Here is a 13,508-nt window from a genome sequence, read left to right on the forward strand (position 1 = left end):
CCTTTGCTTACGTGCTTGCGGGTGTACGGGTGGTCTCATCGACTACGGGTGCGGAGGGCCGGCCGTCCCCGGGCGCGCGGGCCGGCGCGGAGCGGCAGTCGCCGAAGCTCGCGCGCAGGCGGGTCATCAGGTGGATGAGCTGGGCGACCTCTTCGTCGGTCCAGTCGTTCAGGCGCTCCGCGAACAGCCGGGTGGTCCGCCGGTACAGGTCGTCGAGCCGGTCCAGGCCCGCGGGCGTCAGGCGCAGGATGCGCGAGCGCTTGTCCGCGGGGTCCGGCAGCCGGTCGATCCAGCCGCGCGCGGCGACGTGCGCGACATGCCGGCTGGTGACGGACATGTCCACGGCGAGCAGCTCCGCGAGCTTGCTCATGCGCATGTCGCCGTGGCGGCCGAGCAGGGTCAGCACGGCGGCCGAGCCGGCCGGACAGTCGGACGGGAGTATCCGTCCCATGTCGCGCTTCACGGCGCCGACGGCACTGAGCTGACGCGCCAGCTCCTCGAACTGCGCCTGCTCGGCCATCACACCTCCCGTATTCGTTGCTTAGGGCAACCATAGATACGTTGGTTGCTGCAGGCAAACAAATCCGGCCGCCGCGCCGCAAAAAGTTGGCAAAGGCAAGTATTGCGGCTGTAAAGGTGCAGGTGGAGGTGGTGATCGGAGGGGACGGGCCCCCACTTGGGTCCCACCCCGGGATTCGCTAGTGTCTCGGGCCATGGCTAACACCCAGGGCCCCCAGGGCAACTACGACCCCGCCGGCAGCACCCAGATGTTCCGCGCGTTCGTCGACGAGGGCGCGGCTCCGGGCAGGCAGCAGGAGGCCGCCTCCTCCGGTCCGCGGATCGGCCTGATCGTCGGTGTGGTGGTCGCCGTGGTGATCGTCGCGGCGGTCGCCTGGCTCGCGCTCAAGTAGACGGTCCCGTTCGAGGAGCCGGCTCGCGCTCGGGCGGAGCGGGGCCGGCTCCCCTCCTTGGTGCCTTTGCCGCCTTGCCGCCTTGCCGCCTTGCCGCCTTGCCGCCTTGCCGCCTTGCCGCGGTGTCGCCCTTGGTGACCGCGGCCGGAGAGGTGCGTCCGCTACGGCCCGGCCGGGCTGAACACCCGTCACCCCACCGGGGTACGGAGGTCGCCCCGGCCGGGCTGAACACCCGTCACCCCACCGGGGCACGGAGGTCGCCCCGGCCGGGCTGGACGCCCGTCACCCGGCGGGGGATCCCGGCGGGCGCACGGGCGGAGCCGGTCAGTCCGAGATGAGGCCCTCGCGCAGCTGGGCCAGGGTGCGGGTCAGCAGCCGGGAGACGTGCATCTGCGAGATGCCGACCTCCTCGCCGATCTGCGACTGGGTCATGTTGGCGAAGAAGCGCAGCATGATGATGCGCCGCTCGCGCGGCGGCAGCTTGGCCAGCAGGGGCTTGAGCGACTCGCGGTACTCCACGCCCTCCAGCGCCGCGTCCTCGTAGCCGAGGCGGTCGGCCAGCGAGCCCTCTCCGCCGTCGTCCTCGGGCGCCGGGGAGTCGAGGGAGGAGGCGGTGTAGGCGTTGCCGACCGCGAGGCCGTCGACCACGTCCTCCTCCGACACACCGAGCACCGCGGCCAGTTCGCCGACCGTCGGCGAGCGGTCCAGCCTCTGCGACAGCTCGTCGCTGGCCTTGGTGAGGGCCAGCCGCAGCTCCTGCAGCCGCCGGGGCACCCGCACCGACCACGAGGTGTCCCGGAAGAAGCGCTTGATCTCGCCCACGACCGTCGGCATGGCGAAGGTCGGGAACTCCACGCCCCGCTCGCAGTCGAAGCGGTCGATCGCCTTGATCAGGCCGATGGTGCCGACCTGGACGATGTCCTCCATCGGCTCGTTGCGGGAGCGGAAACGGGCGGCCGCGTAGCGGACCAGGGGGAGGTTGAGCTCGATCAGGGTGTCCCGGACGTAGGCACGTTCGGGGCTGTCCTCGTCCAGCGCGGCGAGCCGCAGGAACAGGGAGCGGGACAGGGTGCGGGTGTCGATGCTCTCCGGGGCCGGCAGCGCCGGCGCGGACTCGGCCGGGAGAGCCGGGGCCTCGGCGGCCTCGAGGGTCACGACGTCGTCGAGGGCGCCGAGCGCCTCGAGCTCCTTGGCAGGGGTCTCGCTCTTGCTGAGCGTCAGCACCTCGGAGCTGCCCTGGTCTGCGGACATGCCACCCCCTCTGGGTCGCGGGACGGTCGCGGCCGATGCTCTCCGGGGAGGAGAACTCAGCCTTCACCTGAATACCGGAGCCGAAGCCGCGGCAAACGCGCTTGAGGAAGAATGTCACATGTCGGCAACACGCTGTAGTGACATGTCGACATGCAAGACGCGAATCCGCCCTGGAAAGACGGGGTCTGACGGCCTTTCACCCCGGAGGTGTCGGCATCTTCCCTGGTGAGCGATTCGCTCGTGCTGGTTACGCCTCGATCCTGTTTGCGGATCTCAGCCGCTGGAAGCTACGCGCGAGTAGCCGGGAGACGTGCATCTGCGAGACGCCGAGTTCCGCGCTGATCTGCGACTGGGTGAGATTGCTGTAGTAGCGCAGCAACAGGATTCTCTGTTCCCGCTCGGGGAGTTGGACGAGGAGGTGGCGGACGAGGTCGCGGTGCTCCACGCCGTCGAGGGCCGGGTCCTCGTAGCCGAGGCGGTCGAGCAGCCCGGGGAGCCCGTCGCCCTCCTGGGCGGCCTCCAGGGAGGTCGCGTGGTACGACCGCCCGGCCTCGATGCAGGAGAGCACCTCCTCCTCGGTGATGCGCAGCCGCTCGGCGATCTCGGCGGTGGTCGGGGAGCGGCCGAAGGCGGTAGTCAGGTCCTCGGTGGCGCTGTTCACCTGCACCCACAACTCGTGCAGCCGGCGCGGGACATGGACGGTGCGGACGTTGTCGCGGAAGTAGCGCTTGATCTCGCCGACGACCGTCGGCATGGCGAAGGTGGGGAACTGCACGCCCCGGTCGGGGTCGAACCGGTCGATGGCGTTGATCAGGCCGATGGTGCCGACCTGGACCACGTCCTCCATGGGCTCGTTGCGGGACCGGAAGCGGGCGGCGGCGTAGCGCACAAGGGGCAGGTTCGCCTCGATGAGCGCCCCGCGTACGCGGGTGTGTTCGGGCGTGCCCGGCTCGAGCTCCTTCAGCTGGGCGAAGAGCACCTGGGTGAGCGCGCGGGTGTCGGCACCGCGGCGCTTCGGGTCCGGTTCTGCGGCCGGGCTCGAGGCGGCTTCCTCCTGGGGCGGCGCAGTACTGGCCGACACGGTCAACGCCACCTCTTCGTCGATCAACTCATCCGGCAAAAGCGGTCATAGCATCACAAGACAGGTGCATCGTGTTCAAGCACCGCAAAAGTACGTGTTGAGGGGCGAACTGTCCCATAAGACATGCCCTCTACGGCATGGCGAAGCCCGGCACTCCGCGGTGCGGGGCCGGGCGTACGGCCGTACGGCGCCAAGCGCATACGGCCGTACGGCGCCGGGGAGCCGGGCGAGGGAAGGGGCCGGTCCGCGGGGAACGCGGAGGGGGTGGCCGCCGGGGCGGGGGCGAACGCCTCAGAACTCGTAGTCGGCGATCACCCACGTGGCGAACTCCCGCCACAGGGCGACACCCGCCTGGTGGGCCGGGTGCTCCAGATAGCGCCGCAGGGCGTCCGCGTCCTCGACCGCCGAGTTGATCGCGAAGTCGTGGGCGACGGGCCGGTCGCTGATGTTCCAGCCGCACTCCCAGAAGCGCAGCTCCTCGATCTGCCCGCCGAGGGCGCGGAAGGCCCGGACGCCCTCGACCACGCGCGGGTCGTCGCGCCGCACGCCCTCGTCGAGCTTGAAGAGGACCAGGTGGCGGATCATCATTTCCCTCCGTTGGCGACCCAGGTCATGAAGTCGCCGATGGCCTTGGCGGCGTCCGATATGCCCTCGAAGGCTATCTGGACGTAGTCGGCCGCCTTGGCCGGGTCCGTGATGATCACGTACAGCGCGAAGACCACGAGCGCGTAGACGGCGATCTTCTTGGCGTTCACCGCCACAGCGGCCTCCCCCTGTCGCTTGTCGATGTTCGCCCACGATGATCGCACGACCCTCGCACGAAGGGCCCCGTCCGTCGGACGGGGCCCTTCTCCAAGCGGTAGCGGAGGGATTTGAACCCTCGGTGACTTGCGCCACACTCGCTTTCGAGGCGAGCTCCTTCGGCCGCTCGGACACGCTACCGAGGGAGACCTTACAGCACAGTGCCCCGTGGTCCGAAATCCGTTTCCGGGCCCCGCGGGGGTGCGGCGACCGGAGCGTTCACCAGGACGTTCACCAGGATCATCACCCGGCCGTTCGCAGCAGCGTTCAGCGGGTGCGGAAGAAGTCGGTGAGCAGGCCCGCGCACTCGTCGGCGAGCACGCCCTCGATCACCTCGGGCCGGTGGTTGAGCCGCCGGTCCCGTACCACGTCCCACAGGGATCCGACGGCGCCGGCCTTGGCGTCCCGGGCGCCGTAGACGACCCGGTCCAGCCGGGACAGGACGACGGCGCCCGCGCACATGGTGCAGGGCTCCAGCGTGACGACGAGGGTGCAGCCGGTCAGCCGCCACTCGCCGGTGCGGGCGGCGGCCCGGCGGATGGCGAGGACCTCCGCGTGGGCGGTCGGGTCGCCGGTGGCCTCGCGCTCGTTGTGCCCGGCTCCGAGCACGGTCGTGCCGTCGGCGGCCAGCACGACGGCCCCGACCGGCACGTCGCCGCCCGGCAGGGCCCGGCCGGCCTCCCGGAGCGCCAGCCGCATGGCGTCCCGCCAGGGATCGCGCACAGGATCCCGCACGCGATCGTGTGCGATCCCGTCCGCATTGTGTGCGATCCCGTCCGCGTCGTGCGCGGGCCCGTCATCGGGCGCGGGCCCGTCCGCGCGAGCGCGAACGGAACCGCGGCCGTGGCCGCCCACGGCGTACGGCCGCCCGCCCGGGCGGTCCGGTGCGCGCGGTATGTCCGGGGCGTGCGGGCGGTCCGGGTTCTCGGGGGTGTGCGGCGGGGTCAGCGGACGGTCTCCAGCACCTCCGAGGCGCCCAGGGCCTCGGCGATCGCGCTCAGCGCGTCCTCCGCGTCCAGGGCACGCAGCTCCTTGGCGCTGACACCCAGGTCGTCGAGGATCTCGCCGTCGCCCAGCGGGCTGTGCGTGATGGCCTCGGCGGCGGGCGGCTCGTCCTCGTCGTCCTCGTCGGACGCGGGTTCACCGTCCTCCGTGCCGTCGAGGTCGAGGGAGTCCAGGTCGGGGCCGTCGTCACCGGGTTCCCGGCCGAGCAGTTCGTCGGTGAGCAGGATCTCGCCGTACGAACTGCGGGCGGCGGCGGCGGCGTCGGAGACGTAGATACGAGGGTCGTCCTCGCCGTCCACGCGGACGACGCCGAACCACGCGTCCTCCTGCTCGAGGAGGACGAGCACCGTGTCGTCGTCGGTCGAGGCTTCCCGGGCCAGGTCGGCCAGGTCCGACAGCGTCTCCACGTCGTCGAGCTCTGTGTCGCTCGCTTCCCACCCGTCTTCGGTGCGCGCGAGCAGTGCGGCGAAGTACACCGTGACTCTCCCACTGGTCATAGGCGTGCCGGTTGGGGATCCCCCCGGCGGAGGTGTGGGCGGGAAGAGCTGGGCTCCGAGCCCCACCCACTCGGAATCGTGGCAGAAACAAGGCGTTGAGGGGACGTCTTCGGCTCCCTGTGTCCGGCAGTTTTGATCGCACGTCCGTAAAGGACTCACCAGCACACTCGTTGCCGCCACCTGCGGATCGTACGCGGCTACCAGCGGAACGTGCGCATGCGCATCGCGTGCCGCAGGCGCGCGGCCTTGGCGCGGCGGGGCTGGACGCGGTTGCGCAGCTCGCGGGCCTCGGCGAGTTCCCGCAGGAACAGGGCGCGGCGCCGGCGGCGCGCGGCGTCGGACTCCGGTCCGTCCGGCGCCCCGGCCGCGGCGTCCGGCGGCGGATCCGCCGCCGTGTCCGCGGCCGTGTCCGCCGCCGTGTCCGACGCTCTCTCCGCCGCTGTGTCCGACGAGGGCTTCGGTGCCGTGTGCGGCGCGGGAGCAGGTGCCGTGTCCGTTCCGGCGTTCTGGGCCGTTCCCGTCCTGGCGGCGCGGGCCGTGTCCGTCCGGGGGCCGGGTGCGGGCCTTGGTGCGGGTGCGGACTTTGGTGCGGGTGCGGGTGCGGGTGCGGGTGCGGGTGCGGGCACCGGTGCCGTGCCCGGCCGGGTGTTCCGGGCCTCCTGCGCCGTCCGCGTCCGGGGGCCGAGTGCCGTCCGCCTCGCGGAGTCCGGCGGCGTGTCCGGTGCGGCGGGCCGCGCCGGCTCCCGCCGCCCGCGCGGCGACGGCACCTCTCTCGGGGAGAGCGACGCGCTGCTCGCACGGGATCCGCGGGAAGCGCGGGACTTTCGGTCAGGCATTGGTTCACCACCCCGGTCGCGTCCCTCCCACTTTCCCCCCGACGGCGGGTTCGATGCCAGATCAGGGCGTGCTCGCGGGCCGCCGGACGCCGCCCGGTGGGGAGGACGGCGGGAGAGGGACCGGCGAGGGTACGGGGGAGGTCCCGGGGAGGGGTGGGAGGCGGGCGGCGGGGATCGGGGCCCGGCTACTGTGGGCACATGCGTCTCCACGTCGTCGACCACCCCCTGGTCGCCCACAAGCTCACCACGCTGCGCGACCGGCGCACGGACTCCGCGACCTTCCGTCGGCTCGCCGACGAGCTGGTCACCCTGCTCGCCTACGAGGCGACCCGGGACGTGCGCACGGAGCAGGTCGACATCAGCACGCCGGTCGCGCGGACCACCGGCGTGAAGCTCTCCCACCCGCGCCCGCTGGTGGTGCCGATCCTGCGCGCCGGGCTCGGCATGCTCGACGGCATGGTGCGGCTGCTGCCGACCGCCGAGGTGGGCTTCCTGGGCATGATCCGCAACGAGGAGACGCTCCAGGCCTCGACGTACGCCACCCGGATGCCCGAGGACCTCTCCGGCCGCCAGGTGTACGTCCTGGACCCGATGCTGGCCACCGGCGGCACGCTGGTCGCGGCGATCCAGGAGCTGATCAAGCGCGGCGCCGACGACGTGACCGCGGTCGTGCTGCTGGCCGCGCCCGAGGGCGTCGAGGTGATGGAGCGCCATCTGGCCGGCACCCCGGTGACCGTCGTGACGGCGTCGGTGGACGAGCGCCTCAACGAGCACGGCTACATCGTCCCCGGCCTCGGGGACGCGGGCGACCGGATGTACGGGGCCGCCGAGTAGTACCGCGCGGGGCCGCCCCGGACGGGGGGCCCGTGGCTCTCAGCGGTCCTCGGAATCTCAGCGGTCCTCGGAATCTCGGCGGTCCTCGGAATCTACGGCGGTCGGATCTCGGTCGTCGGCCCTCAGCAGTCCTTCTTGGTGGTGGCGGTGGGCCGGGGCGCGCTCAGGGCGGCCAGGGCCTCGTCGGCGGCCGGCCGCTGGGTCAGCTGCTTGAAGCCGTCGCCGATGATCAGGTCGATGTCGGCGCCCTTGCGGACGTCCGTGCGCCGCTCGGCGCCGGCGAGCTGGGTGGCGAGCACGGGCAGCGAGGTGTTCAGGGACGAGGCCGGTCCGAGGAGCACCCCGGTGCCCTTGACCTTCTTGTCGAACTCCTTGGTCGCGTTGCCCACCTGGCCGATGTGGAAGCCGCGCTTCTTCAGCTCGTCCGCCGTCTGCTGGGCCAGACCCTTGCGGGTGGTGGCGTTCAGGACGTTGACGGTGATCTGAGCCGGCTTGGGCACCGCCCGGGTCGTGGGCGTCGGCGACGGGCTCGTCCGGGCGATCCCGTCGGCCTCGGCGCCCTTGGCCGCCTTGGTCGAGCAGTCGTCCCCGGCGCCGGCCGCCGAGGCCTTCTTGCCGCCGGTGAAGACATCGATGAGCTGCAGCGTTCCCCAGCCGGCCACCCCGAGCACGGCGACGGACGCGACGGCCAGGAAGAGGAGTCGGCCCCGGCGGCGGGGCCTGCGCATCCGCGGGTACCTGTTCCCCGTGATCCGGTACTGCCCGCCCATGCCGGGGGGAGTCAGCATGCTCATGAGCGCAGCGTAGTGCGCACGGGCGGTGATTCCTACTAGATGATCATTGGATACGGCTCAGCGGAACCCGAAAGGTCCAAGCCGTCACGGAAGGCCCGTTTCCCGCGGCTCTCAGTCCAGTTCGAGCACGCGCGCGTGCAGCACCTGCCGCTGCTGGAGCGCCGCACGCACCGCACGGTGCAGGCCGTCCTCCAGGTACAGGTCGCCCTGCCACTTCACGACATGCGCGAAGAGGTCGCCGTAGAAGGTCGAGTCCTCCGCGAGCAGGGTCTCGAGGTCGAGTTGCTGCTTGGTGGTGACGAGTTGATCGAGGCGGACCGGGCGCGGTGCGACGTCCGCCCACTGCCGGGTGCTTTCCCGGCCGTGGTCGGGGTACGGCCGGCCGTTTCCGATGCGCTTGAAGATCACACGGAAAGCCTACCGGCCCAGACCTTCCGGGCGCAGCCTCGCCGCCCGAGTGCGGCGCGGGAAATGCCGAGCAAACCAGGGCGAATGGGAACCATGGGCCGAGCGCGAGGCCGGAATGCCGGCGGCGGGACCACGTTCCGAGGGGGCGAGGGCGGCCGAGGGCGGCCGAGGGCGGGCTGGGGCGTGACGGCAAGCGGCGGCGGGCCGGCTCCCGGCCCGGTGGACGCGGACGGGCTCCCGGCGGCGGCCGTTGTGCACAGCCTGTGGACCGCGTGTCGCCCTCCGGGCGGGAGCCGATGCTCGTTTCGTCGGTACGGGTGGTCGCCGGCGGTGCCTTGACGCCACCGGTGGGTGGGCCGGACGCCGCCGTCCCGGCGTCCGGCCTCGTGGAGACGTCAGCGGTGTCCCGGCTGTCCCGGCCGTCCGGGCCGTAGGGGCGGTCCCGGCTGTGCGGGCTGTGCGGGCTGTGCGGGCCGTCCGATGGGTCCGGGCTGTAGGGGCGGGGGTCCCGGCTCCGTGGACATCGGAGGCCGGTCGCCGGCCGGCTCCGGCCTCGGGGGGTGCTCGGGGGAGCGGTGCGGTTCCGGGTCGGGTGAGGCGTGGGTGGCGCTGCGGCGGGCGGCCTCGGCGCGCAGGAGAGCGCGCAGGGCCGCGTAGGGGTCGCTGGGCATGGCTGTGCTACCTCGCTCGCTTGCTTCGCGTGTCGTGCTGGTCGGCGGACCGGTGGCGCGGGGGCAGGGGCCGGTCAGCAGCGCAGGACCACGCGGCGAAGGGTGTGCACGGGCTGGGGAAGGTGCGGCGGCGGCACGGGATCGGCGGGAGCGGGCCGAGCAGCGGGTGCCGTCCGGTGAGGGGGCGCGGGCCGCGGGGTCGTACGGGCGGGTCCGGCGGTGCGGCCCGAGGGATCCGGCGCCGTGTCGAGGGGGTCCTGCTCGGCGGGCGCGTTGCCGGTTCCGCCGGCGAGCGCCGTGGCCGTGGCGGTCGGGGCGGTGGGCGCCTGGGCGGCGACGCCGGGCACGAGCAGGGCGAGCAGGACGAGCAGCGGCACGAGCAGCCGCGGGCGGACGCTCCGGCGCGGGGTGCGGCGGGCGTACGGTGCGGTGCTCACACGGGTCCTCTCCCCGCGGCACGCGCACCCCCCACCGCTCCGGACCCGCAAACCGCCCGCACGGCGTACGAACCGGCCCGCAGGGCGTACGGCCCGGGCGCGCGGTTGACGGCGGGCGGCGTCCTTGGGCGCCGGGCGCCGCCACGGGCCACCGGCTACCGACCGGAGGAACCCGCCCCGGCGGCCTTGGAGGCCTCGGACGCCTTGGCAACCCCTGCGGACTTCGCGGACTTCGCGGACTTCGCCGCCTTCGCCGCCGCCTTCATCTCCTGTTTGTGCGTCCGTACCTTGGCCAGGGAATCGGGTCCGGTGATGTCGGCGACGGAGCGGTAGGACCCGGGCTCGCCGTACTCCCCGGCGGCCTCGCGCCAGCCTTCGGGGCGTACGCCGAACTGCTTGCCGAGCAGTGCGAGGAAGATCTGCGCCTTCTGCCGGCCGAACCCGGGCAGTTCCTCCAGCCGCCGCAGCAGCTCATGCCCGCTGTCGACGTCCCGCCAGATGGCCTCGGGGTCGCCGTCGTAGTGCTCGACCAGGTAGCGGCACAGCTGCTGGATGCGCTTGGCCATCGATCCGGGGTAGCGGTGCACGGCCGGCTTGTCCGACAGCAGCCGGGCGAAGGTCTCCGGCTCGAAGGCCACGATCTCGTGGGCGTCGAGGTCGTCGGTGCCCATCCGGTGGGCGATGGTCGCCGGCCCCTTGAACGCCCACTCCATCGGGATCTGCTGGTCCAGCAGCATCCCGATCAGCGCGGCGAGCGGACTGCGGGCGAGCAGCGCGTCGGCGTCAGGGTCCTGGGCGAGGTGCAGTGTGACGTCCATGTTCCCGATGGTCGCCCGCCGGGCGCTGCCCCGCAGCCGGGCGGAGACCGGGCGGAGCCAGTGACGGGCGCTGAGTTAGGTTAGCCTAACCTGAATCGGAGATGGGGTGGGATGGATGACGGCCGAGGTCCACCGCGACGCCTGGGGAGTACCGCACCTGCGGGCCGGCGACGTGCTCGCGCTGGCCCGCGCCCAGGGCCGCGTCACGGCACTGGACCGCGCCTGGCAACTGGAGGTCGAGCGGCACCGGTCGCAGGGCACCACCGCCGCCTTCCTCGGCGCCCCCGCCCTCGCATGGGACCTCTTCGCGCGCCGCGCCCGCCTCGACGACACCGCCCGACGCTGCTCCGCCGCCCTGGAGGAACGGGACCCGGAGACGGCGCGGTGGGTCCGGGCGTACACCGAGGGCGTCAACGAGGGTCTGGCGGAGGGCGCCCGCCGCGCCCCCGAGTTCGCCGCGACCGGCCTCGCGCCCGGCCACTGGGAGCCCTGGCACCCGCTGGGCGTCTGGCTCGGCACGCACATCCTCTTCGCCGGCTTCCCCGCCAAGCTCTGGCGCGAGCAGGTGGTGCGCCATCTCGGCGCGGCGGCCGTGGGACTGTTCGCGACCGACGGTCCCGGCACCTCGGGCAGCAACGGCTGGCTGGTGAGCGGCGGACGCACCGCCGACGGAGGGGCGCTGATCGCGGGTGACCCGCACCGCTTCGTCGAGGACCCGGGCGTCTACCAGCAGATCCGTCTCGCCTGCCCGGAGTTCGACGTCGTCGGCCTCGCCGTCCCCGGTGTCCCGGGCATCGCCCACTTCGGCCACACCGGCACGGTCGCCTGGGCCATCACCAATGCCATGGCCGACTACCAGGACGTGTACCGCGAGCGACTGCGCCGCACCGGCGCCGGCGTCGAGGCCCTCGGCCCCGACGGCGCCTGGCACCGCGCCGCCCGCCACACCGAGACCGTCGAGGTGGCGGGCGAGGACCCGGTCGAGGTCGAGATCGTCGAGACCGACCGCGGCCCGGTGATCGCCGGCGGCCCGGACGGCCTCGGCGGCCTCGGCGGCCCGGACGGCCCGCTCGTGCAGGTGGGGCTGGCGGGACCGGACGTCCCGTACGAGCCCTACGGCCCGGACGGCCCGGACGGCCCGGACGGCCCGGACGACCCGGACGACCCGGACGGCCCGGCCGGTCCGCCAGACCCGCCCCTCGCCGTCAGCCTCCGCCACCCGCCCCGCGTGACCGCCGACCTCGGCTTCGGTGCCCTGCTGCCGCTGCTGCGCGCCCGCACCGCCGGGGACGTCGACCGCGCCTTCGACGCCTGGGCCGAACCGGTCAACGTTGTCCTGGCCGCCGACACCGACGGCGGCGTACTGCACCGGGTCGCCGGCCGGGTGCCGCTGCGCGCGGAGGACAACCGCGTGCGCCTCGTACCCGCCTGGGAGCCCGGCCACGAGTGGCGGGGCTGGCACCAGCCGCCGCGGGGCGGGCTGACCGACGGCGTCGCGGTGATGGCGAACCAGCGCGGCCTCGCGGCGCCCCTCGGCGTCGAGTTCGCCCCGCCGCACCGCGCCGACCGCATCCGCGCCCTCCTCGCCGGGCGCGCCGAGTGGTCCGCGGACGACATGCCCGCCCTGCACACCGACACCCACTTGGCCTCCGCCGCCCCCCTGCTCGACCGGCTCGCGGCCCTGGACGGCGCGGAGCTGACCCCCGGCGCGGCCCGGCTGCGCGACCGCCTGCTGCGCTGGAACCGCCGTATGGACGCGGGCAGCCGCGACGCGGGCGCGTTCGCGGCGGTGCGCGCCGCCGTCGTGGCCCGGCTCGCCGCCCACCCGGTGTTCGCCCCGCTCGCCGAACCGCCCGGCTACCCGGAGGTGCTCCTGCCCTGGCTGGCCCTGCTGCCCCGGATCGGCTACGCCCTGGAGAACCTGCTCCGGGCCGACGACCTGTACGGCATCGACCGGGCCGCGATCGTCCGCGCGGCCCTGGAGGAGGTGGCGGGCCGCCCCGGACGGACCTGGGGCGAACGGCACCGCCTCGCCCCCTGGCGCGCGCTGCCCGGGGCGGCGGCGCCGTACGACGGGCCCGGCCTGTCCGGCGACCACGACTGCGTGCTGTGCACCTCGTCCGTGCCCGGGGTGACCGACCTCGCCGCACGCGGTCCGGTGGCCCGTTACGTCTGGGACGTGGCCCACCGGGAGAACAGCCGCTGGGTGGTGCCGTTCGGCGCCGACGGGGTGCCCGGCGCGCCCCACCACCGCGATCAGCTCCCCCTGTGGGTGGCGGGAGACCTCGTCCCGGTCGTCACCGACTGGGCCCGCCTGGAGAAGGAGACCGACGTCTGATGCCCGCTCCCGCCAGTGACCCCGCTCCCGCCAGTGCCCCCGCTTCCGCCGGTGGCTCTGCTTTCGCCGGTGGCCCCGCTTCCGCCGGTGGCTCTGTTTCCGCCGGTGGCTCCGCTGCGGCCGCCGGCAGCACTTCCGACGGTTCCGCGGCGACCTCCCGCGCGGCCGGCCGTGACCGCGAGCCGGTGCACGAGGAGACCGTCGACGGCTTCGGCACCGTCCGTGTCCTGCCCCTGGACCCGCGCGCCGACGCGGCCACGGTCCACCGCTGGGCCGGCGAGGAACGCGCCGCCTTCTGGGGCATGCGCGGTCTGACAAAGGACCAGGTGGCCGGGATCTACGCCCACATGGCCGGCCTCGACACCCATCACGCCTACCTGGTGCTCCGGGACGGCGAACCGGCCGCCCTGCTGCAGACCTACGAGCCGGATGCCGACCGGGTCGGCGAGTGCTACGCCGTGCGCCCCGGCGACATCGGCGTGCACCTGCTGCTCGCGCCGCCCGGCCCGGACGGCCGCCGGCCCGGCTGGACGTCCGCGCTGCTGCGCGCCGTGCTGTCGTACGTGCTGCTGGGGCTGGACCGGCGACGGATCGTGGTGGACCCGGACGTGCGCAACGAGAAGGCGGTCGCCCGTTTCCTGCGGGAGGGCTTCGAGCGGGGGCCGGTCGTCGTCCTCCCGGAGGTCGACCTGCCCGACGTGTACCTGCCCGAGAAACACGCCCAACTGGCCTTCCTGCCCCGCCGGGCGGCCTTCCCGGAGTGACCGCCGAGCGTTCGCCCGGCGTGCGTGACGCCATCCCGGCCGTGCGAGGCTTCCGTCCGCCG

General features: G+C 73.6%; 15 protein-coding genes and 1 tRNA gene. 4 read left to right on the plus strand and 12 right to left on the minus strand.

The window, feature by feature from the left end:
• Positions 1-7 precede the first annotated feature (7 nt).
• Positions 8-520: a MarR family winged helix-turn-helix transcriptional regulator gene (locus ACI2LW_RS12240; RefSeq protein ID WP_404731111.1), complete on the minus strand. Its 513-nt coding sequence runs from the start codon at positions 518-520 to the stop codon at positions 8-10.
• Positions 521-713: 193 nt separating this feature from the next.
• Between ACI2LW_RS12240 and ACI2LW_RS12245 the strand changes: the two genes are divergently transcribed.
• Positions 714-911 (plus strand): hypothetical protein, encoded by a 198-nt coding sequence (locus ACI2LW_RS12245; RefSeq protein WP_404731112.1) that lies wholly within the window; start codon positions 714-716, stop codon positions 909-911.
• A 324-nt stretch (positions 912-1,235) separates the two neighbouring features.
• Here ACI2LW_RS12245 and ACI2LW_RS12250 read toward each other — a convergent pair whose 3' ends face one another.
• The 7 genes from ACI2LW_RS12250 to ACI2LW_RS12280 form a co-directional block, all read right to left on the minus strand.
• Entirely contained in the window at positions 1,236-2,162 is a 927-nt protein-coding gene (locus ACI2LW_RS12250; protein WP_404731113.1) for an RNA polymerase sigma factor SigF, read from the minus strand.
• Between the two features lie 247 nt (positions 2,163-2,409).
• On the minus strand, positions 2,410-3,282 hold the full coding sequence (locus ACI2LW_RS12255) for an RNA polymerase sigma factor SigF (RefSeq protein WP_404731114.1): 873 nt from the start codon (positions 3,280-3,282) through the stop codon (positions 2,410-2,412).
• Between the two features lie 252 nt (positions 3,283-3,534).
• On the minus strand, positions 3,535-3,828 hold the full coding sequence (locus ACI2LW_RS12260; RefSeq protein WP_404731175.1) for a Dabb family protein: 294 nt from the start codon (positions 3,826-3,828) through the stop codon (positions 3,535-3,537).
• Positions 3,828-4,004, minus strand: coding sequence for a hypothetical protein (locus ACI2LW_RS12265; protein WP_404731115.1), 177 nt, complete (start codon positions 4,002-4,004; stop codon positions 3,828-3,830). Before ACI2LW_RS12265 ends, ACI2LW_RS12260 begins: the two co-directional genes overlap by 1 nt.
• Positions 4,005-4,100: 96 nt before the next feature.
• A tRNA-Ser gene (locus ACI2LW_RS12270) sits at positions 4,101-4,185 on the minus strand.
• A gap of 126 nt (positions 4,186-4,311) precedes the next feature.
• On the minus strand, positions 4,312-4,743 hold the full coding sequence (tadA, locus tag ACI2LW_RS12275; protein WP_404731176.1) for a tRNA adenosine(34) deaminase TadA: 432 nt from the start codon (positions 4,741-4,743) through the stop codon (positions 4,312-4,314).
• A 245-nt stretch (positions 4,744-4,988) separates the two neighbouring features.
• Positions 4,989-5,525, minus strand: a complete 537-nt coding sequence (locus ACI2LW_RS12280; RefSeq protein WP_404731177.1) for a hypothetical protein — start codon at positions 5,523-5,525, stop codon at positions 4,989-4,991.
• A gap of 1,055 nt (positions 5,526-6,580) precedes the next feature.
• On the opposite strand from ACI2LW_RS12280, the gene upp reads away from it, so the two are divergent.
• Positions 6,581-7,216 carry a uracil phosphoribosyltransferase gene (gene upp / locus ACI2LW_RS12285; protein ID WP_404731116.1) on the plus strand — a complete coding sequence of 212 codons (636 nt, stop codon included), beginning with the start codon at positions 6,581-6,583 and terminating at the stop codon, positions 7,214-7,216.
• Between the two features lie 122 nt (positions 7,217-7,338).
• Here the strand turns inward: upp and ACI2LW_RS12290 are convergent, their stop codons facing one another.
• From ACI2LW_RS12290 to ACI2LW_RS12305, 4 genes are all read right to left on the minus strand, one after another.
• Positions 7,339-7,986, minus strand: coding sequence for a LytR C-terminal domain-containing protein (locus tag ACI2LW_RS12290; RefSeq protein ID WP_404731178.1), 648 nt, complete (start codon positions 7,984-7,986; stop codon positions 7,339-7,341).
• A 135-nt stretch (positions 7,987-8,121) separates the two neighbouring features.
• A complete protein-coding gene (locus ACI2LW_RS12295) occupies positions 8,122-8,418 on the minus strand; it encodes a type II toxin-antitoxin system VapB family antitoxin (protein ID WP_004943146.1) in 297 nt (98 codons plus the stop codon).
• 745 nt (positions 8,419-9,163) lie between these two features.
• A complete protein-coding gene (locus ACI2LW_RS12300) occupies positions 9,164-9,526 on the minus strand; it encodes a hypothetical protein (RefSeq protein WP_404731117.1) in 363 nt (120 codons plus the stop codon).
• A gap of 155 nt (positions 9,527-9,681) precedes the next feature.
• On the minus strand, positions 9,682-10,344 hold the full coding sequence (locus ACI2LW_RS12305) for an HhH-GPD-type base excision DNA repair protein (RefSeq protein WP_404731118.1): 663 nt from the start codon (positions 10,342-10,344) through the stop codon (positions 9,682-9,684).
• Positions 10,345-10,459: 115 nt separating this feature from the next.
• Between ACI2LW_RS12305 and ACI2LW_RS12310 the strand changes: the two genes are divergently transcribed.
• Positions 10,460-12,682: a penicillin acylase family protein gene (locus tag ACI2LW_RS12310; RefSeq protein ID WP_404731119.1), complete on the plus strand. Its 2,223-nt coding sequence runs from the start codon at positions 10,460-10,462 to the stop codon at positions 12,680-12,682.
• Between the two features lie 185 nt (positions 12,683-12,867).
• Positions 12,868-13,446, plus strand: a complete 579-nt coding sequence (locus ACI2LW_RS12315; RefSeq protein ID WP_404731120.1) for a GNAT family N-acetyltransferase — start codon at positions 12,868-12,870, stop codon at positions 13,444-13,446.
• Positions 13,447-13,508 lie beyond the last annotated feature (62 nt).

It is taken from the genome of Streptomyces sp. NPDC004065, from assembly GCF_044903565.1.
In the GTDB taxonomy this organism is placed as follows: domain Bacteria; phylum Actinomycetota; class Actinomycetes; order Streptomycetales; family Streptomycetaceae; genus Streptomyces.

What these genes read in the sequence shown, in the direction of transcription:
- ACI2LW_RS12305 (WP_404731118.1), bottom strand. Translation starts at nt 10,344, where the DNA reads ATGGACGTCACACTGCACCTCGCCCAGGACCCTGACGCCGACGCGCTG.
- ACI2LW_RS12245 (WP_404731112.1), top strand. Translation starts at nt 714, where the DNA reads ATGGCTAACACCCAGGGCCCCCAGGGCAACTACGACCCCGCCGGCAGC.
- tadA (WP_404731176.1), bottom strand. Translation starts at nt 4,743, where the DNA reads ATGCGGCTGGCGCTCCGGGAGGCCGGCCGGGCCCTGCCGGGCGGCGAC.
- ACI2LW_RS12240 (WP_404731111.1), bottom strand. Translation starts at nt 520, where the DNA reads ATGGCCGAGCAGGCGCAGTTCGAGGAGCTGGCGCGTCAGCTCAGTGCC.
- ACI2LW_RS12260 (WP_404731175.1), bottom strand. Translation starts at nt 3,828, where the DNA reads ATGATCCGCCACCTGGTCCTCTTCAAGCTCGACGAGGGCGTGCGGCGC.
- ACI2LW_RS12310 (WP_404731119.1), top strand. Translation starts at nt 10,460, where the DNA reads ATGACGGCCGAGGTCCACCGCGACGCCTGGGGAGTACCGCACCTGCGG.
- upp (WP_404731116.1), top strand. Translation starts at nt 6,581, where the DNA reads ATGCGTCTCCACGTCGTCGACCACCCCCTGGTCGCCCACAAGCTCACC.
- ACI2LW_RS12250 (WP_404731113.1), bottom strand. Translation starts at nt 2,162, where the DNA reads ATGTCCGCAGACCAGGGCAGCTCCGAGGTGCTGACGCTCAGCAAGAGC.
- ACI2LW_RS12290 (WP_404731178.1), bottom strand. Translation starts at nt 7,986, where the DNA reads ATGGGCGGGCAGTACCGGATCACGGGGAACAGGTACCCGCGGATGCGC.